17 protein-coding genes are annotated in these 18,257 nt (G+C 71.1%); 4 read left to right on the top strand and 13 right to left on the bottom strand.

Annotated elements, in window-relative coordinates; translation table 11 throughout:
- Nucleotides 1–52: 52 nt before the first annotated feature.
- The 4 genes from FHR33_RS08765 to FHR33_RS08750 form a co-directional block, all read right to left on the bottom strand.
- Nucleotides 53–1,120, bottom strand: a complete 1,068-nt coding sequence (locus tag FHR33_RS08765; RefSeq protein WP_246451715.1) for a lytic polysaccharide monooxygenase — start codon at nt 1,118–1,120, stop codon at nt 53–55.
- Nucleotides 1,121–1,310: 190 nt separating this feature from the next.
- On the bottom strand, nt 1,311–2,594 hold the full coding sequence (locus tag FHR33_RS08760; RefSeq protein ID WP_312896001.1) for an RNA polymerase sigma factor: 1,284 nt from the start codon (nt 2,592–2,594) through the stop codon (nt 1,311–1,313).
- Nucleotides 2,591–3,010: a YciI family protein gene (locus tag FHR33_RS08755; protein ID WP_183645460.1), complete on the bottom strand. Its 420-nt coding sequence runs from the start codon at nt 3,008–3,010 to the stop codon at nt 2,591–2,593. The genes FHR33_RS08760 and FHR33_RS08755 overlap by 4 nt, the downstream gene beginning before the upstream one ends.
- Nucleotides 3,011–3,268: 258 nt before the next feature.
- A complete protein-coding gene (locus FHR33_RS08750; RefSeq protein ID WP_246451714.1) occupies nt 3,269–4,510 on the bottom strand; it encodes a serine hydrolase domain-containing protein in 1,242 nt (413 codons plus the stop codon).
- A gap of 255 nt (nt 4,511–4,765) precedes the next feature.
- Between FHR33_RS08750 and FHR33_RS08745 the strand changes: the two genes are divergently transcribed.
- Nucleotides 4,766–5,494 carry a GbsR/MarR family transcriptional regulator gene (locus FHR33_RS08745; RefSeq protein WP_183645459.1) on the top strand — a complete coding sequence of 243 codons (729 nt, stop codon included), beginning with the start codon at nt 4,766–4,768 and terminating at the stop codon, nt 5,492–5,494.
- Between the two features lie 70 nt (nt 5,495–5,564).
- On the opposite strand, the gene FHR33_RS08740 is transcribed toward FHR33_RS08745, so the two are convergent.
- On the bottom strand, nt 5,565–7,250 hold the full coding sequence (locus FHR33_RS08740) for a DUF5107 domain-containing protein (protein ID WP_221241661.1): 1,686 nt from the start codon (nt 7,248–7,250) through the stop codon (nt 5,565–5,567).
- A gap of 301 nt (nt 7,251–7,551) precedes the next feature.
- On the opposite strand from FHR33_RS08740, the gene FHR33_RS08735 reads away from it, so the two are divergent.
- Nucleotides 7,552–10,692: a discoidin domain-containing protein gene (locus FHR33_RS08735; protein WP_183645458.1), complete on the top strand. Its 3,141-nt coding sequence runs from the start codon at nt 7,552–7,554 to the stop codon at nt 10,690–10,692.
- 70 nt (nt 10,693–10,762) lie between these two features.
- Here the strand turns inward: FHR33_RS08735 and FHR33_RS08730 are convergent, their stop codons facing one another.
- The 3 genes from FHR33_RS08730 to FHR33_RS08720 form a co-directional block, all read right to left on the bottom strand.
- Complete coding sequence (locus tag FHR33_RS08730) at nt 10,763–11,191, bottom strand: hypothetical protein (protein ID WP_183645457.1); 429 nt, start codon at nt 11,189–11,191, stop codon at nt 10,763–10,765.
- Between the two features lie 61 nt (nt 11,192–11,252).
- Nucleotides 11,253–11,936 (bottom strand): class I SAM-dependent methyltransferase, encoded by a 684-nt coding sequence (locus tag FHR33_RS08725; RefSeq protein WP_183645456.1) that lies wholly within the window; start codon nt 11,934–11,936, stop codon nt 11,253–11,255.
- Complete coding sequence (locus FHR33_RS08720; protein ID WP_183645455.1) at nt 11,933–12,850, bottom strand: LysR family transcriptional regulator; 918 nt, start codon at nt 12,848–12,850, stop codon at nt 11,933–11,935. Before FHR33_RS08720 ends, FHR33_RS08725 begins: the two co-directional genes overlap by 4 nt.
- 71 nt (nt 12,851–12,921) lie before the next feature.
- On the opposite strand from FHR33_RS08720, the gene FHR33_RS08715 reads away from it, so the two are divergent.
- Entirely contained in the window at nt 12,922–13,287 is a 366-nt protein-coding gene (locus FHR33_RS08715) for a YybH family protein (RefSeq protein WP_183645454.1), read from the top strand.
- 4 nt (nt 13,288–13,291) lie between these two features.
- Here FHR33_RS08715 and FHR33_RS08710 read toward each other — a convergent pair whose 3' ends face one another.
- From FHR33_RS08710 to FHR33_RS08700, 3 genes are read right to left on the bottom strand one after another with little or no spacing between them, the layout of a single operon-like run.
- Nucleotides 13,292–13,684: a hypothetical protein gene (locus tag FHR33_RS08710; protein ID WP_183645453.1), complete on the bottom strand. Its 393-nt coding sequence runs from the start codon at nt 13,682–13,684 to the stop codon at nt 13,292–13,294.
- 52 nt (nt 13,685–13,736) lie between these two features.
- Nucleotides 13,737–14,579: an aldo/keto reductase gene (locus FHR33_RS08705; RefSeq protein WP_183645452.1), complete on the bottom strand. Its 843-nt coding sequence runs from the start codon at nt 14,577–14,579 to the stop codon at nt 13,737–13,739.
- Entirely contained in the window at nt 14,570–15,415 is an 846-nt protein-coding gene (locus FHR33_RS08700) for an NAD-dependent epimerase/dehydratase family protein (protein ID WP_183645451.1), read from the bottom strand. The genes FHR33_RS08705 and FHR33_RS08700 overlap by 10 nt, the downstream gene beginning before the upstream one ends.
- A gap of 72 nt (nt 15,416–15,487) precedes the next feature.
- On the opposite strand from FHR33_RS08700, the gene FHR33_RS08695 reads away from it, so the two are divergent.
- Nucleotides 15,488–16,441, top strand: a complete 954-nt coding sequence (locus tag FHR33_RS08695) for a LysR family transcriptional regulator (protein WP_183645450.1) — start codon at nt 15,488–15,490, stop codon at nt 16,439–16,441.
- On the opposite strand, the gene FHR33_RS08690 is transcribed toward FHR33_RS08695, so the two are convergent.
- Together FHR33_RS08690 and FHR33_RS08685 are read right to left on the bottom strand one after the other, a co-directional pair.
- On the bottom strand, nt 16,381–17,214 hold the full coding sequence (locus FHR33_RS08690) for an NAD(P)H-binding protein (RefSeq protein ID WP_183645449.1): 834 nt from the start codon (nt 17,212–17,214) through the stop codon (nt 16,381–16,383). The genes FHR33_RS08695 and FHR33_RS08690 overlap by 61 nt on opposite strands.
- Nucleotides 17,211–18,245 carry a saccharopine dehydrogenase NADP-binding domain-containing protein gene (locus tag FHR33_RS08685; protein ID WP_221241018.1) on the bottom strand — a complete coding sequence of 345 codons (1,035 nt, stop codon included), beginning with the start codon at nt 18,243–18,245 and terminating at the stop codon, nt 17,211–17,213. The genes FHR33_RS08690 and FHR33_RS08685 overlap by 4 nt, the downstream gene beginning before the upstream one ends.
- Nucleotides 18,246–18,257 lie beyond the last annotated feature (12 nt).

The following is an 18,257-nucleotide window of genomic DNA, read 5'->3' as shown; positions in this document are numbered from 1 at the left end:
TGGAGAGTAGCCGGCCCCGCGGGCCCCGGGGAGGGGCCCGCGGGACACCGGGTCAGGAGGTGGTGCAGGTCAGGGCGGGAGCGGGTGACGGAACGCTGCCCGTCGCGTTGAATCCGAACGCCGCCGTCGCGTTCGGCGCCAGCCGCCCGTTGTAGGAGGCGTTGCTCACCGAGACGTCAGGCGGCTGCGAGGTCAGCACGCCGTTCCATGGCGCGCCCTCGAAGCCCTGCCCTCCGGTGTAGGCCCATTGCACGCGCCAGCCGTTGGTCGCGGTGGATCCGGTGTTCTTCACCGTGACCTCCGCCTGGAAGTGGCCGGGCCAGCCCGGGTTGTCGACGGCGCGCCAGGTGGCCGTGCAGCCGCCGGGAGTGGGCGTCGGGGTCGAGGTGGGAGTGACCGTCGGCGTGGGTGAGGGGCTCTGGCCTGGGCCCACCCCTGTGACCTCGCCGTTGCCCCCGTCGAAGACCACGTCAGAGCAGCTGTAGAAGTTCTCCTGGCTGTCGGCGCGGATCCAGTGGGTGAAGACGATGTGCCGCCCGCTCTTGCCCGAGGGCAGTTGCAGGTCCCAGTAGTAGTAGTTCAGCCCGCCGGGCCCGCCCGACTGCGGGGGGTTGGCGACGCTGGTCAGCACCTCCAGATCCGACCACTTCAGCGGCGCGGCGGGGTTCCAGCCGTTCTTGGTGATGTAGACGACGAACGAGCCGGGGTGCGCGGCCCAGTTGCTGTGCCGTACCTGGATGGTGGAGCCGGCGCTGAGGTGGGTCAGCGGCCAGTCGTCGCGGACGGCGTTGTAGGCGGTGAAGTCGTAGGGTCCGCCGCTGCCGCCGCTGCAGATCTGGCCGTCGGGGATGAAGCCGGTGGTACGGCCGCCGCCGTCGGAGCGCAGGACCGCGAACCAGTTGTACAGCGGTGTCGTGCCGCTCTGGGCCACGGCCGCGCCGCAGGCGGGGTTGTAGGACTGGATCGAGCCGTTCTCCCGCAGGCCGTCCTGCCAGCACAGGAAGGTACGGCTGCCGGGGAACATGGTGACGCCGTGGGCCTGGGCCGGCGAGGAGCCGACCAGGAACGAGGCCAGGAGGACGGTGCAGGCCAGTGCGGCCAGGTGCCGGAGTTTCCGCAAGACTGAGATGCCCTTTCGAGTGCGACGCCGTCGGACAGCACGGCGAAAGCCCGGTGTGTCAGGGCCACACGGCACTCGCGGTGGAATTGAAACACGCCCCACGCCCGCCGACAACGAGCGGTGAAACTTTCACGGGTCCGCGCGGGTCCGGCCGTGCGCGGCGGGCGTCGCGCGGGTGTCTGGCCGGCGCTCAGGCCAGGGCGGCGAGCTTACGCCGGAGCAGGCCGCGCTCGCGCTCGTTGGCGCAGAGCCGTACGGCGAGCTCGATCTCACGCCGCGCGTCGTCGACCTTCCCGAGGCGGCGTAGCAACTCCCCGCGCACGCTCGGCAGCAGATGGGAGCCGGACAGGCCGCCCGCCGCCACCAGGTCGTCGACGAGGGGAAGCGCGGCCGCGGGGCCTTGGGCCATGGAGAGCGCGACCGCCCGGTTGAGCTCGACGACAGGCGAGGGAGCCAGCCTGCCGAGCGCCTCGTAGAGCAGCACGATCCTTTCCCAGTCCGTCTCCTCGACGGACGGCGCGACGGCATGACACTCGGCGATCGCGGCCTGCACGCCGTAGACGCCGAGACCACGGCCGACCCGCCCTGCCTGAACCAGGGCCGCCCGCCCGCGCCGGATCGCCGCCCGGTCCCAGCGCCGGCGGTCCTGATCCTCCAGCAGGACCGGCTCCCCGTCGTCGTCCAGGCGCGCGGGGAAGCGGGCGGCGGTGAGCTCGAGGAGCGCGAGCAGGCCGTGCACCTCCGACTCGTCAGGGACCAGCCGCGCCAGGATCCGGGTCAGCCGTACCGCCTCGCGAGCCAGGTCGGGGCGGATCCACTCCGGTCCGGACGAGGCGGTCGAGCCCTCCGTGAAGATCAGGTACAGCACACTGAGCACCGGGCCGAGCCGCTTGCGACACTCGTGGGTCGGCGGCACCTCGAACGGCACCCGCGCGGCCGCGAGCGTCTTCTTGGCCCGCGTGATGCGCGCCTGCACCGTGGCGGTCGGCACGAGGAAGGCCCTGGCGATCTCGTCGCTCGTGAGGCCGCCGAGGACGCGGAGCGTGAGCGCGATCTGGGCCTCGCGCGACAGCACCGGGTGGCAGGCGATGAACATCAGCGCCAGCAGGTCGTCGTCGACATGGTCCGGATCCCACAGCAGGTCGGTGTCCGGTGCGGCGCCCACCGGATGGCCGGAGGCGGCGCCGCCCTCTCCCAGGTGCCGGGCGAGGGCGGCGTATCTCTCGTCGAGGGCCGAGCGGCGGCGGAAGGAGTCGATCGCGCGACGCCTGCCCACGGTGAGCAGCCATCCCGCGGGATTGCGCGGGACGCCGTCACGCGGCCAGGCGACGAGCGCCTCGGCCAGTGACTCCTGGGCCAGGTCCTCGGCCAGAGCGAAGTCGCCGGTGAAGCGGGCGAGTGTGCTGACGATGCGCGCGGACTCGATCCGCCACACCGCCACGACTGCCTGGCGACCGCCGTACGGGTCGCTCACAGCTGGCCGGTCGCCACCCGCCATGCCCGCTCCTTCTGGATCCACTCGTTGTCCTGCGGGAACTCGTCGATACTGGTGACGCGGCGGATCTCGGCCTTCATCCCCGGACCGCTCATCGGCGCCCGCTTGGCCCACTCGACGGCCTCCTCCTTCGAGGCGACGTCGAGGATCCAGAAGCCGCCGAACAGCTCCTTGGTCTCACCGTAAGGTCCGTCGGTGACGACGGGAGGCTCGGAGGAGTAGTCCACGACGACACCCTGTGACGCGTCATCGAGACCCTCGGCGGCGACCAGCACGCCGGCCGAGATCATCTCGCTGTTGTACCGGCCCATGGACTCGATGATCTCGTTGAAGTCGACGTCCTGGAACGCGGCGTAGGCCTCGTCGCTCGCGCGCATGATCAGCATGTACTTCACGGTCTTCTCCTGCGGTGTCGCGGGTCCCGTTCGGACCCTCTCACCCATGGGTCGAACGGCGGAACCGCCGGATCGACATCGCGGGCAAGAAATCCGAAAAGAAGTTGAGAAGAGTCTGCCCTGCGCCCCGCAGGCGGCCATGTATAAGACGTGACGGGCTTGTTCATGCAGGCGATGGGGAGGAGCGTCGGCCACCACGGGCTATCGGCCGTGCGCCGCGCACCACGTTCGTCGCCCGCTCCTCACACGACCGCGAGGTCAGTCGTCGATGGCCTGGTAGAGGGTGGTCCAGAAATCGTGGATGGCATGCGCCGAATCCGGGGTGGACATCCCGGTCTGGGTGAGCAGGATGCCGACGAGCTGGTTGTCCGGGTCGGCGTAGGTGGTGGTGCCGGCTCCGCCGTCCCAGCCGAACTGACCGATGGGCGCGTAGTCGCCGCGATGGGTACGCACCGTCATTCCGAAGCCCCAGCCGCCGTGTTGCCCCTGGCCGTGTGACAGATGGACGACGCTGCGGGCCCAGGCCTGGAGGGCGGCTGTCTGCTCGGGCGTGAGGCGGTTGGTGGTCATCAGCTCGACGGCGGGCCGGGACAGGATCCGTTCGCTGCCGTGCATGCCGTGGTTGAGCAGCATCCGGAAGTAGGCGTGATAGTCGTCGACGGTGGAGTCGAGTCCGCCGCCGCCTGACTGGAACGCCGGAGGCCTGCTGTGGTGTCCCCCTTCGACCTCGTCCTCCACGAGGAACTCTCCGGTCTGCCAGTCGGGGGCGTACAGGGGCGGCAGCCGGTCGAGCTTGTCGGCGGGCACGTGGAAGGCGGTGTCCTTCATGCCCAGCGGGCCGAAGATGCGTTCGCGCAGGAACTCCTCGAACGACTGGCCGGTGACCCTGGCCACCAGCACGCCGAGCACGTCGTCGCTGACGTTGTACAGCCACCGCTCTCCGGGCTGGTACATCAGCGGGAGCGTGCCCAGGCGGCGCATCCACTCGTCCGGCCCCGGTTCGGGCAGCAGCCATCCGTCCTCCTGGCCGTAGACCCCCTGCTCGAAGAAGGCGCTCATCATCGGGGCGGTCCGCGCCGTCATGTCCAGTCCGAGCCCGCACGTGGAGGTGAGCAGGTCCCGCACGGTGATCGGCCGCCGTGCCGGCACGGTGTCGTCCAGCGGGCCGTCGGGACGCTTCAGCACCCGCCGGTCGGCCAACTCGGGCAGCCACGGATCCACCGGGTCGTCCAGCCGCAGCCGGCACTCATCCAGCAGGACCATTGTCGCCGCGACCGCGACAGGCTTGGTCGTGGAGGCCATCCGGAAGATGGTGTCGCGGCGCATCGGCGCGCCACCGTCATGGCGCATCGTCCCGAGCGCTTCGACATGCGTCTCCTCGCCCCGGGTGACCAGGGCGACCAGCCCGGGGATCTTCCCGGACTCGACATGCCGTGCCAGCACCTCGCGCAGTCTGTCCAGTCCGGCCTTGGAAAATCCGCTGTTGCCGTGTTCCATCATGAATTTCCTTACCTGGGCGTTCATTCATTGCTGAACGTCTGCGACAGTACATTGCATTCATAAATCGGTCAACATAAAGCGCAGAGGTAGAACCCTGTTAAGCCGCGATAATGAACATTTATTGCAATGAATGTGACACTGAATGCAAGGGGCGATCAAGAGTTGCATTGCAATGAGCTTCGAGTGAATGCATACTGTGCGGCGAAGGTGCGGCGCCGAGCTCCGCGCCTGCCGGCAGATGGGAGACGAGCACCGATGCCCGGAGACAGACTCACCGATGAGGACCGTCAGCACATCGCTGCGGGGCTGGCCGAAGGGCTCGGATACACCGAGATCGGCCGACGTCTCGGGCGGCCCGCCTCGACCATCATGCGGGAGGTCACCCGCAACGGCGGACCCGACGGCTACGGGGCGCAGCGGGCGCAGGAGGCCACCAATCAGCGTGCGCGCCGACGCAGGCAGGCCAAGCCTCCGGCGCCGCCGGTCGGCGACAGCAGCCATGGGCGTGACCCCCAGGCGGTCCACGACCTCACGGAATCCTTCGCCACGCTCCTCGAGCAGCAGGGGATGCCCCGGATGGCGGCCAGGGTGCTGGCCTGCCTGTACGCCACAGACTCCGGGACCCTCACCGCCGCTGACCTGGTCCAGCGACTTCGCGTCAGCCCCGCGTCGATCTCGCAGACCGTCGCCTTCCTCGAACAGCAGGGACTACTCGCACGGGAACGAACCCCCGGCGGGCGCCGCGAACGCTATGTCGTCGACGACGAGCTCTGGGTCCGGTCCACCCTTGCGGCTCTGCGGATGAACGACACCCTGATCACCGCGTCGCAGCACGCGGTGGAGATCCTCGGTGCCGCGACCCCGGCCGGCGCCCGCTTCGGCGTCGCAGCCGAGTTCCTGCTCCTCGTGAACGCGTCCCTCGGGCAGGTCATGGAGCAGTGGCAGCGGAACCAGGCCGACCGGAACGCCGGGCAGCAGTCGTGATCTCTCGCGGCGCTCCCCGGGACAGCCGCCGGCTGGCCATCTCCCGCGACTGACCCAGGTGCCGAGGCCGTCAGCTCATGCGGAAGTCGTAGTCCGCGGGCAGGTCGCGCTCCTCGCCGTGATAGGCGAACCACAGCTCGTCCAGGGCGTCCTCGCCCTCCCGCAGGTCGGGGACGACCAGGCCGTCCCGCAGGATGCGGCCGGTCCTGTCGCGCTCGCCGGCGGCCAGGGCGGCCCTGGCCTCCAGCAGCCGGATGCGGCCATGGGCGCGATCGCCAGGAGGCAGGCGGTCGATGAGCGTCAGAGCGTCGGCGGGACGGCCGGCGGCGAGCAGGGCGGCGAGGGTCTCGACGGTGAGCGGGCGCACGGCCGGCGCCAGCGCGTGCGCCTCGAGGAGCAGCGCCGCCGCCGTGGCATCGTCGCCGTCGATCCTGTGGGCCTCTGCGACGGCGCGCAGCACGAGGGGGTCGCGCCGTTCGGCCAGCGCCTTGCCCCAGGCGTCCAGGGCCGCGGCCCTGTCGCCGGTGGACCACAGGTTGAGCCCGAGGTGGTAGCGGCCGTGCGGGTCCGCCGCCGCACGAAGCAGGGCCAGCCAGCGCGCTCCGACGACGCACTCCGCCTCGCCCGGTAGCCGGCCATCCTCCAGGAGGGTCAGCCACGGGGCCTGCTCCGCGCCGAGCGTGTCGTCGGGGAAGGGTGTGGCCGCCGACGCGGGCAGCCCTCCTGCCCTTCGCTCCAGCGCGCCCCACCCGGATCCTCGGTGGATGACGTCCGTGACGGGAAGCTCGGTCCACGGGCCGGTCTCCGGCTGTCCCGAGGCCTGGACCAGCACGTCGACGGCCGCGCGGGCCCGGTCGTACGGGGCGTCGGGCTCGGGGAGGGCCAGGGGCCTGTAGGTCTCCGTCCAGGTCCAGGTGGTGTGGCCAGGCAGGGCGAGGTGCTGCAGCTGGGTCCTGGCCAGGCCGGCCTGGATCTCCAGATAGGGGGAGCGGGGACCGGACAGCCAGCGCTGCCAGTGGTCGCCGCCGGGGGAGGTGCCCCAGCCGAACAGCTTCCTGCCCCGCAGCCGGGGAGTGGAGGTGTGGAGCAGGCCGTGGCCCTCGGCGTCGACGGCGGCGATCCAGGGAGTCTCCGACGTGACGTGGAAGAAGTAGTCGGCGGCCGCCCGCCAGGTGCCGGGGCGGCTGACGTCGGGATCGCCCGGATAGGGCACGGTGGTCAGGCGGTGGGCGTAGCCGAAGTGGTCGGCCAGGGTGGCGGGCGCGAGGACGCGGGTGCCGGGGGTCTGCGGGACGGCGATGGTGGACCACCAGTAGACGGGCACGCTCTCCGGTCGCGGGTTGCGCACGGCGACCGACACCACCAGCGCGCGAGAGCCAGGAGGCAGGGCGGCGTCGATCTGGACCACCAGCCCGCGCATCCGCTCGTACTCGTACAGCCGCAGCACGGGGTACGGCGCGTCCACCCAGGCCGCGTGAAGGGGATCGCAGGTCAGGGCCCAGTGGCCGGTCGTGCCCAGATTCCACTCCACGCCGCCGGCGAACCACGCGTCGCGCAGGGCGAGGTTGGCCGGTTGGATCACCGGGTTGCGGTGCAGCAGCTCCCTGCCGGTGGACAGCTCGACCAGCGACCACAGGCGGCCGCCGAGCCCCGGCAGGAACACCGCCCTCAGGTGCTCGTTCTCCAGCGTGATCGCGGGCACCTCGCGCTCGACGGGGTCGCGCCGGTAGGAGTCGCGGGCGCCATAGGGGAGCAGCGAGGGCGGTGGCCGAAGTCGGTGATCGGCACGGCGGGGGGCCGCAGGATCGGCAGCGGGCTGACCGGCCCCGCGTCGGCGATGACGAGCTTCATCCGGTCTCGACCCCTTCGTGGAGAACGTTTTAAGGACCGTTGTCGCGAACGCTAAGGAGCGGACGGGGCGCTGTCAACGGGGTCAGCGGTGCGTATAACGGTCCGAAGACGGATTATTGACCGCAGCTCTGCGCAGGTCTACCGTCCGATCCAGCGGTTTGAAACGTTTTATTTGCGTCCTCGGGGGATCTCGTGAGGAGCCTTGGATGGCAATCAGACCGGCCCTGTCAGCAGCGGTATCCCTTCTCGTCATCTCCACGCTCCTGGCCGTTCCCGCTCATGCGGCCGCGCTGTCCGTCTGGGTGCAGAGCGCGGCCGAACGGGCCTTCTCCTCGACCGTCCGACCGTCGGGCGACTCCTCCTCGGTCGCGCTCTGGGCGGCCCGTGGCGAGAGCGAGGCCGCGCAGATCCTGGTCAGGTCGGACACGCCGCTGACCGGTGTCCAGGTCACGGCAGGCGCGCTGAGCGGCCCCTCGGGCGCGGTGATCCCCGCGTCGGCCGTCACCGTCAGGCGTGAGTACAACCACCCGCGCATCTCCAAGGTGGGCGCGCACCAGAGCCCGCCCGACGGCGGCACCGCCTACTACGACGCGCTGGTGGAGAACACGCCGCAGACTCTCGCCGCGAACCTCACCCTGCCCTACCACTACAGCGTCAGGGTCCCCGCCTCGCAGGCTCCCGGCACGTACACCGGCACCGCCACGGTCAGGAGCGGCGCGGGCGACGTCGTGGTGAACGTCGCGGTCACGGTCTACGGCGTCACGATCCCGCCCGCCGACCGGTCCACCTTCAAGATGAACAACTGGTTCACCTCGGCGGGCTGGGACTACAACGGCACGGTCAGGGCCATCCCCGCCCAGTACGGCGTGCAGATGTTCGACGCCAACTGGTGGCGGGTCATCGAGAACATCGCGGCCAACCACGCGAAGCACCGCAACAACGTGATCTTCGCCGACTTCCAGGCCCTGCTCATCCCCGACACGACCGTGGACGCGGCGGGCGACTACACCTTCGGCTGGGCCACCTTCGACAGGTTCGTCCAGACCTTCGTCGACGCGGGGGCGATGCAGTACATCTACACCCCGCACCTGCTCGAGGGCCTGCCGAACGACGTCGTCAAGCTCGACATGATCAAGAAGGTGAACGGCGTCGTGCAGCGGGTCCTGGCCGACCCCGACACCGCCGAGACCAACGCCTACCTCGCCCAGCTCTTCCCCGCGCTCAAGGCCCACCTGGACGCCAAGGGGTGGACCGACCTGTTCTACATGAGCGCGCTGGACGAGCCGTCCACCGCCAACCAGGTCAACGCCGCCAAGTGGGTCTACGCCACGTACCGCGAGTACTTCCCGAACCCGCTGACCAACGAGGCGCACCTGGCCGTGCTGCCCGCGATGGAGGGCGACCTCACGACCGCGACGCCGTACACGGGCCTCTACGACGGGAACGTCGGCTACTACCAGCGCCGCCGCCTGAGCGGGGCGGACCTGTGGCTCTACAACTGCATCGTCCCGCAGGACAGGCGGATGAACCGCTTCATCTCCTACCACCTGGCCTCGACCAGGCTCACCCCCTGGCTCACCTGGAAGATCGGCGGGACCGGCTACCTGCACTGGGGCTGGAACTTCTGGTGGGACTTCAGCGACCTCAACCGGTCGTCGGACACCTTCGACGACTGGCAGACCGGCGACAACTGGCTGGTCAGGCCGAACAAGGCGGCCTACGACGTCTACGACAGCGTCAGGAGCGAGACCCAGCTCGACGGCCTGGAGGACGTGGAGCTGCTGAACCTGCTGGCCAGGACCAAGCCGGTCACCGCGCGGGCCATCGCCGACACCCTGATCACCGACTCGACCTCCTACGAGCAGTCCGGCCTCGAGGTCGACAACCGGCACAGGCAGATCCTCGACGCGCTCGTCTCGCAGGGACCCGACCTGAGCTTCCCCTACGCCGACGACTTCGCCGCCGGCGAGAAGAGCTGGCGGCACAGCGCCGGCGCCTGGTCGGTCAGCGGCGGCGAGTACGTCCAGTCCGACTCCTCCGCCACCTGGGGGATCACGGCCGCGCTGGAGGGCAGGGCCTACCGCGACGTGGTGGCGGGCGTCGACCTGCGGATCACCGGGGTGAACGCCAGCGGAGGCAGGACCAACTGGGCGGGGCTCATGGTGCGCAACCTCAACGCCACCGACATGGACACCGGCTACCTGGTCGCGCTGCGCGACAACGGCCAGGTCTTCGTCTACCGCAGCGGCGTCACGCTCGGCTCGGCCGCCGTGCCGGGCTACGTCTCGGGCCAGTGGACCAGGCTGCGGGTGGCGGCGCGCGGCGCGACCCTCACCGTCCACGCGGGAGCGAAGAAGATCCTCACCGTCACCGACAGCGCCTACCCCGTGGGCGGCCTCGCCCTGGTGACCGGCGGCGCGAGCGCCCGCTTCGACAACGTGCGGGTCAACCCTGAGACCAACCCGGCCGAGGGCCGTACGGTGACCGTCTCCAGCTCCTACGAGGGCGACGGCTGGACCACCCCCGCCGTCGTGGACGGCGCCCGCGCCGGCATCGGATGGAGCAGCTCCACCGCGAACATGGGCGGCAACCACACCGAGTGGATCCAGGTCGACCTCGGCGGCGCCAGGCCTCTGAGCAGGGTGGACCTCCATCCCCGTTCCGACGGCCCCAACACCGGCCTCGGCTTCCCCGTGGACTTCACGGTCCAGGTCTCGGCCGACGGCTCCTCCTGGACGACGGTCGCCACCAGGACCGGCTTCCCCCGGCCCGGCGCGGGCGCGCAGACCTTCCCCTTCCCCACCGCCTCGGTCCGCCACATCAGGGTGACGGGGACGAACCTCAGGCCCGACCAGCACGGCAACCACCACATGCAGCTGGCCGAGATCGAGGCCGTCGGCGGCAACCTCGCGGCGGGCCGCCCGGTCACCGCGTCCAGCTCGGTGGAGTACACCGACGAGGGCTGGCTGCGGACCAACCTCACCGACGGCGCGCGCTCGGCGCTCTGGTACTCGATGGGCTGGAGCAGCCTGCCCGGTACGGCCGGCCGTACCGAATGGGCGGTCGTCGACCTCGGCGGCCCGAGCCTGGTCTCCAGGGTCGACCTCCACGCCAGGTCGGACGGCGAGAACACCGGCTCCGGCTTCCCCGCGGACTTCACGGTTCAGGTCTCGGCCGACGGCTCCTCCTGGACGACGGTCGCCACCAGGACCGGGTACCCGAGGCCCGGCGCGAGCGCGCAGGCCTTCTCCTTCACGCCCGTCACCGCGCGGCACGTCAGGGTCGTCGGCACCGGTCACCGCGACGCCCCGTACCACATGCAGCTCGCCGAGCTCGAGGTCCACTAGGAGAACCATGAACAGGACGTGCAGAGCGATGGCCGACTGGTCGATGTGAGAACCCAGGGCGCGGGCGGGTTCACCCGGCGGAGGCGTCGTGCCCGGCGAGCCGGTCGCGCAGGCGGGCGCACTCGCGGGCGAAACGGCTGTTCCTGCCGCTTGTCGCATGGGCGGACACGGCCGCGATCTCTCCCCGCGCTCCGCTCCAGAGGGCCACGTCGGCGGCCAGCGCGACCGCCTCCGCATGCGTGACGGTCGGCCGCTCGCCCTCACCTGGCAGCAGGACCGGCAGCAGGCCCATGAGGATCTCCCAGACCTGCGCCTGCGCCCCCTGCTGAGCCGCCTCGGCGAGCGAGGCCAGCACCGGACGGGTCTCGAACCAGGTGCGGCGAATCAGCAGCCCCAGCTGGCGGCCCAGCGCTCCGGTGGGCAGGCCGCCACGGGCCGCCATCCGCAGCAGCAGCGGCACCGCCTCCTGATCCCGCCCAGGAAGGGGCGGGTGAACCATGCTCGTGCACCTGTGTCGCGCTCGTCATGGTCGAGGACAATAGAGATCATCACCGACAGACTCAGGACGACGGCCGGCGGGCATAGTGGGAGTCGACGGCGGGCTGGCCGGTGTAGTTGGGGCCCGCCTGGTCGTCGGAGCCGAGGTAGGAGTAGGGGAGTGTGATCTCTCGTCGGCCCTGACAGCTGATCCGCCTGGTGCGCGGCTCGTACGTCAGGCCGGCGGCCCGCAGGTCGCGGGTCAGGCGAGCTCCCGCCGGAGCGCCGTCCTCGACTCGTACGCCGCGGGTGTCGAAGTTGGCGACGAACAGGCCGTCGTCGGTGAGCCGGCGCGCGGCCTGCGCGATCACGCCGAGCTTGTCGCCCACGTAGTGCAGCCCGTGGACGCTCGTGATCAGGTCGAAGACGCCGTCAGGCTCCCAGGAGGCGACCGAGGCCGTGATCAGCCGCAACCTGGGCGGGTCCTGCGGGCCCACGAAGAAGTCGACCAGGTCCACGCCGACCATCTCGACCTGCGGGGGGAGCGTGTGGGCGGCCTCGAAGAGCGCGCCTGCCGTTCCGCAGCACAGGTCCAGCCACCGCACCCTGGCCCCTTCGGCGGTTCGGGCGCGGAGATGGGCGGCGATGTCCAGACCCAGCTCGCGGTTGTAGCCGGGCAGGCGGCGCTCGCGGTTCATCAGGCAGTTGGCCACGACCGACGAGCGTTCGAGCTCCTCGTCACCGAGCAGACCGGTCACGGAGCTCATGACGAGGCCTCGCGGTCGGCCCGATCGGCAGGGCTTGGACCTGCGAAGGCGCGCCTGCCGTACCGGAGGAACTCACGCACCGCGGGGCCGTGGGCGCTCTTCCACACCAGGGCGAGCAGAGCGGGCGTCTCGACGTCGGCCAGGGGCAGGGCGGTGAGCCGGTCGCGGTGGTGCGCGGCCATCGACTCGCTGAGGACGGCGACGCCGAGCCCCCGGACGGCGAGGTCGGCGATGGCGTCCGCGGCGCTGGCCTGCAGTGCGATCGCGGGGTGGAGGTCCTGCGCGGCGCACGCGCGGTCGAACACCGTGCGCAGGCCGGTGCCGGGCGGCATGCACACGATCGGGTACGCGCCGAGGTCGCGCAGGCTGATCGCCTGCCGTTCCGCCAGAGGGTGCCCGGAGGGGACCACGGCCACGAGGCGTTCGCTGATGATCGTCAGCGCCTCCAGGCCGTCGGGCGTGGCGGTCGCGGCGCCGATCAGAGCCAGGTCGAGGGCGCCCGCGCGGACCCCCTCGACGAGCCGGTCGGAGTTGTCCTCCAGCAGCGAGAGCTCCACCCCCGGATGCGCCCGGTGAAAGGCCGCCAGGGCGTCGAACAGGGGCGTGATGGTGCAGCCGATGACCATGCCGACCGTGAGCCTGCCCCTGATCAGGTCGCTCACCTCGTCCACCGCCTGGCCGAGCGCGCCCGCGGCGGCGAGCGCGGCGCGGGCGTGCTGGAGCGCGGCCTTGCCCGCGACCGTGAGGGTGGCGGTGCGCGCCGACCGGTCGAAGAGCTCGGCGCCGAGCTCGCGTTCGAGCTGACGGATCTGGGCGCTGACGCCCGACTGACTGATGTGCACCCGCTCGGCCGCCCTGGTGAAGTTCCGCTCCTCGGCGACGGCGACGAAGTACTCCAGCTGCCGCAGTTCCATAAGCAGAGATTCTAGTTCCCAGTAGTTCTATCTGTTGGACTTCTGGCCAGTGGAGGGGTGAGGCTGGAGACATGACGGAATACGAGAAGGCCATGAGGCCCGAGGACATCACCAGGCTGTTCGTCGAACGGTCCAACGCGGGTGACGCGGCGGGAGTCGCCGAGCTGTACGAGCAGGACGCGGTGCTGGCCTATCCGCCGGGCAGCCAGACGGTGGGCCGCGAGGCGATCCGCGAGCTGTGGGCGAAGGTGCTTGCCAACCGTCCCCGCTTCGAGCCGGAGGAGCCGCTGCCGACGTTGATCAGCGGCGACCTCGCCCTCACCTCGACCCCGCCGAGGGACGGCGCGGGCGCCCGCGCCCAGGTCGTCCGCCGCCAGCCCGACGGCAGCTGGCTACGCCTGCTCGACCAGCCCGAATTCACACCCCCTGCCCGCTGAGCCGCTACCGGCCAGGTGCTCCGATGCGGACCAGCCGGTCGAGCAGACGGCCGAAGGCGCCGAGATCCGCGCACTCCACGGAGTAGCCGTAGGTGATGGGCTTGGCGCCGGTGTGCGACCTCTTCGGAAAGCGGCGCATGTTCGAGCCGTGCCGTATGCCGGAGGACACCAGCAGCCCGGGGACGGCGAGGAGCGGCGCCAGATCGGTCTGCGGATGCACCATGACAGCGATGACGTTCAACGGGGTGCGCTGCCGGTCGAGATAGACGGCGACGCCGCAGGGGTGCTGCAGCTCGCATTGGTACTTGACGACGTGGGTGAGGGCGAAGTCGTGATCGAAGGCGACTCCGACCAGACGCTCCTCGAGATGCAACAGGGGGTGCCTGGCGAGATCCATGGGGACTCCTGGCGGCGGATGTGGAGGAGTGCCACCTTATGATCTCCAGGCTCTACGTGAGGCGGAACAGTTCGGTCTCGGTCAGGCTGAGGGTCGTGGCGGAGGCCGAGTCGCGGATGGTCGCCGGGCGGCTGGCGCCGGGGATCGGGATGAGCGTGGGCGACAGGGTGAGCAGCCAGGCCAGGCAGACGCGCTGCGGGCTCACCCCGCGCTCGCGGGCGATCTCGTGGAAGGGCGTGCGCGAGCCCTCGTCGGCCGAAGGCCCGTCCAGCGAACTGCGGGAGATGCCGCCGAGCGGGCTCCACGGCAGGAACGCCAGGCCGAGGTCCGCGCACAGGCGCAGCTCGGGCTCGCTGTCCCGTACGGCGGGCGAGAAGCGGTTCTGCACCGAGACGAGCCCCTCGCCGAGGATCTCGCGGGCCGTCAGGATCTGCTCGGCCGTCACGTTCGAGATGCCCGCCATGCGGATCTTCCCCTGATCGAGCAGCGTGCGCAGGGCGCCGACCGAGTCGGCCCACGGGACCTCAGGATCGGGCTTGTGCAGCTGGTACAGGTCGATGGCCTCGACGCCGAGCCGCCCCAGTGAGGCCTCGCAGGCGCGGACGAGGTGGCCGGGCGTGCCGTTCACCGTCCACGAGCCGTCGCCGGGACGGCCCCTGCCGCCCTTGGTGGCGATCATCGCCTCCCTCGAGAAGCCCGCGAGAAGCCGCTCGTTGTGGCCGACCTCGTCGGCGTGCCAGTGGTAGGAGTCGGCGGTGTCGATCAGGGTGATCCCCGCGTCGAGCGCGGCGCGGACGGTGGCCAGGGCTCTGCTGCGGTCGGGGCGTCCCTCGATGGACAGCGGCATGGCGCCCATGCCGATCGCGCCGACCTCGTGCTGACCGATCAGGCGCATGCCACGGCCTCCTCCAGCCAGTCGCTCACGTGAGAGAAGGTGAAGCCGAGGCTCGTGGCCCGGCTGTTGTCCATCGCGTAGTAGCGCTCGAAGGAGTACGGCGACTCGCCCCGCTCGTACACCGGCCGCCTGCCCACCTTCGCGGCGATGACCTCGCACAGGGCGAGGACGTCCAGCTCGCCGTGGGAGCAGGCGTTGACGACGCCGGTGAAGTCCGCGCCCGCCGCCCACTCGAGCACGGCGGCGATCTCTCTGTCGTTGACGAAGCAGGTCGGCTTCGGGTCGGCGTGGACGGCGACCGGCCTGCCGTCCGCGATGCGCTCCTTGTAGTGCGCGAGGCGTCCGGTGAAGTCATGGCCGCCGAGCACGTGGGTGCTGCGCACGCTGACGAAGTCGAAGGCGGACTCCCGGGCGAGGACCGCCTCGGCCTGCCGCTTGCCGTCGCCGTAGGCGTACTCCCGCAGGCCGTGCCGTACCGGCACGGTCAGCGGGTCCACGGCCGTCTCCGCCACGGGCCCGCTGTGCTCCAGGTCGGCGTACACCTCGATCGTCGAGGTCATCACGTAGCGAGGGGTACGGTCCGCGAAGACCTCGAGCGCCGTGCGCGCCTGGTCGGGGGTGTAGCAGACCTGGTCGATCACCACGTCGAACCCGCGGTCTCCCAGGGCGGCCGTCATGGCGGAGGCGGAGTCCCTGTCGGCGACCACGTGCTCGACCCCGGGAGGCGCCGGCATGGATCCCCTGTTGACCAGGGTGACCTTCGCGACGGCGGACAAGGACTCGATCAGATGGCGGCCGAAGTATCGGCTGCCCCCGATGACGCAGACGGTTCTCATGGGCACCGAGCCTGCCCGGCTATGGTCTTAAGCAGAAGTGGCAGCTTGCTTAACCCGTATTAAGGAGAACTGATGATCGACGTGGCGCGACTGCGGGTGCTGCGGGAGGTGGCCAGGCAGGGCAGCTTCAGCAAGGCCGCCGCGGTGCTGCTGTTCACGCCGTCGGCGGTCTCCCAGCAGATCACCGCCCTGGAGCGAGCGGTCGGCGCGCCGGTGGTCGAGCGCAGCACCCGCGGCGTGGTGCTCACCGAGTCAGGGCGGCTGCTGGTCGAGTCGGCCGAGGCGATCTTCGCCGAGCTCCACAGAGCCCGCGAGCAGATCAGCAGGCTCACGACAGGACGCAGCAGGCTGACCGTCGCCACCTTCACCAGCGGCGGGCGCCGCCTGCTGCCGTCCGCGCTGGAAGGCTTCGTCGCCGCCCATCCCGAGGTCGAGGTCAACGTCGTCGAGGGGGAGCCCGAGATCAGCCTGTCGCTGGTGCGGGAGGGAAGGGCCGATCTGGCGGTCGCCTACCACTTCGACGGGCCGCTGCCCGACTCGTCCGGCCTGCGGTGGACGCCGCTCATGGACGATCCCATGTCGGTGGTCCTCCCGCCCCGTCACCCGCTCGCCGGGCGAGCCGAGCTCGACCTGGCCGAGCTCGCCGCCGAGTCATGGGTGATCGGATGCACCAGGACCGAGGGCTTCCTGCGCCGCTACGCGGCCATGGCGGGGTTCGAGCTGCGGGTCTCGGGCAGCACGACCGACTACTTCTTCGCCCAGGCCCTGGTGGCGGCGGGGCTGGGCGTCACCCTGGTGCCCGAGCTCGGGCTCGATCCCGGCGCCGCGGACCTCACCCTCGTGCCGGTCAGGCCGCCCCGCCCGGCCAGGTACGTCGGGGTGGCCGCCTCGCGCAGGCACCCCTCGCCGCTGGTCGAGGCGATGACCGGCGCGCTGCGCGAGGCCGCGCGGCAGATCGTGGAGCCTCAGGTGGCGGAGCGGACGAACTCCTCCAAGGTCACCGGCCGCTCGATGGTGACCCGGTAGAGCGGGTGGTCGGCCGAGCCGATGAACCTGAAGATCGCCCACAGGTGCGACAGGTGCTCGACGGCGTAAGGGTCGCCGTAGACGGCCATCGCGCGCTCCTCCCACTGCTCGGGAGGCAGATCGACGTAGCGCAGGCCCATGGCGTCCGCCACCTGGCCGATGGTCGCCATCTGCCCGGTGAGCAGGCAGATCGGGTCGACAGGTCCTGGCTCGAGCAGCAGACGCGCCCCCGCCCTGGCCACGTCGGCGGCCGCGACGAGCGGCAGCAGCGTGTCCCTCGAGCCCAGCGGAAGGGCCAGCTCCCCGCCCTCTCCCGCGGCGGCCACGACGGCCAGGTTCTCGAAGAAGACCGCTGCCCGCAGGTGCACCGCGCCCACGCCCGCCCAGTCGAAGACCTGCTCCGACACCCAGTGGCGGCGCATCCGCGGCGTGCCGGCCTCGGGGCCGGCGTCCAGCTGGGACACCTCGACGACCCGCTCCACGCCCTCCTCCCTGGCCGCCGCCGCGAAGACGCCCGTGGCGTCCAGGAGTCCGGCCGTCACCGGATAGGTGAAGAAGGCCCGCCGCACCCCGCGTACGGCAGGCCGTACGGAGGAGATCTCGCGCAGATCGCCGACGACCACCTCGGCCCCGAGCTTGCGCAGCTCCTCGGCCCTGTGGTCGTCGGAGTGGACGAACGCCCGCACGGCCTCGCCCCGCTCGAGCAGGAGGTCGACGACCTGCCGTCCTGTCGAGCCCTGCGGCCCTCCTGCCGCGCCCGTGACGAGGATCATCGTTCCGCCTTTCCCTGGATGCTGAGAGTGAACAGGCCGAGCCGTTCGAGATCGCGCAGGTACGGCTCGGCGGGGAAGGCCTCGGCGGGGCCGTGGACGCCGCTCGACCCGGGACCCTGTCCGTCGGCCAGGCGCAGGGCCGCCTCCACCGAGGCGACGGCGCTGGCACGCCACAGGTCGTGCCCGCGCACCTGCCCCGCCCTGCCGCCGTCCGCGGTGATCACCTGGACGGCCACGGTGAAGTCGGAGCCCGCCCTGGTCTCGGCGTCGATGTGCTCGCTGGTGAAGACCTGCTCCTCGGAGAAGGTGTCGGCGGTCAGCTGCGCCTCCACCCGCAGAGCCTCGACGTGCCTGGGGATGGTCACCACGTCGGACGAGGGGAGCGGCGCGATCATCGTGCGCGGGCCGAGCGGCGGAGGGAAGGGGAAGACCGCGTTGCGCGGCTCGACGTAGCCGATGTGGAAGGCGCCGTCGGTGTAGGTGATCCGCTGGGTGTCGGCGAACAGGAGCTCGGCGGTCTTCTTCGCCCCCGTGGTCAGCCGCCATCCGGTCACCGCGTAGGCGACCGTCACCCGCTCGATGCCGGTCAGGCCCTCGGCCACGGCGCCGGCGAGCAGGTCGCCCAGCCCGCCGTAGAAGCTCATCGCGGTGACCATGGTGATGCCCGCGCGCTGGGCGGGCTCCCGCATGGCCTCGAACATCCAGCGGGTGTGGTGCTGCTCCAGGCCGTGGTCGACGTAGTGGCAGCCGGCCTCGACCGCGGCCTGCGCGACAGGCTTGCCGGTCTCGGTGAAGGGACCCGCGCAGTGGATCAGGACGGAAGCCTGCGCCGCGAGCGCCCGTAACGCGGCGGGGTCGTCCAGAGCCGCCTGGTGGACGCGGGCGCCGCCGAGCTCGTCGGACAGCGCCTTGAGCGCCGCGCCGTCGCGACCGGCCAGGATGACCTCCCTGCCTCGGGCGTGCAGCTCGGCGGCGACCAGGCGCCCCGTGTGACCGGTGGCGCCGTAGACGGCGATGTGCGGTGAGGACACAACTCACCTCCA

The sequence above is a fragment of the Nonomuraea dietziae genome, from assembly GCF_014195505.1.
GTDB lineage: Bacteria > Actinomycetota > Actinomycetes > Streptosporangiales > Streptosporangiaceae > Nonomuraea > Nonomuraea roseola.
Note: the sequence above shows the minus strand (reverse complement) of the source record. Positions and strands in the feature narration are given on the sequence as shown.

Bases quoted from the DNA above. Each gene is read 5' to 3' on its own strand.
- FHR33_RS08715 (WP_183645454.1), top strand. From the start codon at position 12,922: ATGACGGAATACGAGAAGGCCATGAGGCCCGAGGACATCACCAGGCTG.
- FHR33_RS08750 (WP_246451714.1), bottom strand. From the start codon at position 4,510: ATGATGGAACACGGCAACAGCGGATTTTCCAAGGCCGGACTGGACAGA.
- FHR33_RS08730 (WP_183645457.1), bottom strand. From the start codon at position 11,191: ATGGTTCACCCGCCCCTTCCTGGGCGGGATCAGGAGGCGGTGCCGCTG.
- FHR33_RS08720 (WP_183645455.1), bottom strand. From the start codon at position 12,850: ATGGAACTGCGGCAGCTGGAGTACTTCGTCGCCGTCGCCGAGGAGCGG.
- FHR33_RS08700 (WP_183645451.1), bottom strand. From the start codon at position 15,415: ATGAGAACCGTCTGCGTCATCGGGGGCAGCCGATACTTCGGCCGCCAT.
- FHR33_RS08745 (WP_183645459.1), top strand. From the start codon at position 4,766: ATGCCCGGAGACAGACTCACCGATGAGGACCGTCAGCACATCGCTGCG.
- FHR33_RS08695 (WP_183645450.1), top strand. From the start codon at position 15,488: ATGATCGACGTGGCGCGACTGCGGGTGCTGCGGGAGGTGGCCAGGCAG.
- FHR33_RS08690 (WP_183645449.1), bottom strand. From the start codon at position 17,214: ATGATCCTCGTCACGGGCGCGGCAGGAGGGCCGCAGGGCTCGACAGGA.
- FHR33_RS08735 (WP_183645458.1), top strand. From the start codon at position 7,552: ATGGCAATCAGACCGGCCCTGTCAGCAGCGGTATCCCTTCTCGTCATC.
- FHR33_RS08725 (WP_183645456.1), bottom strand. From the start codon at position 11,936: ATGAGCTCCGTGACCGGTCTGCTCGGTGACGAGGAGCTCGAACGCTCG.
- FHR33_RS08710 (WP_183645453.1), bottom strand. From the start codon at position 13,684: ATGGATCTCGCCAGGCACCCCCTGTTGCATCTCGAGGAGCGTCTGGTC.
- FHR33_RS08705 (WP_183645452.1), bottom strand. From the start codon at position 14,579: ATGCGCCTGATCGGTCAGCACGAGGTCGGCGCGATCGGCATGGGCGCC.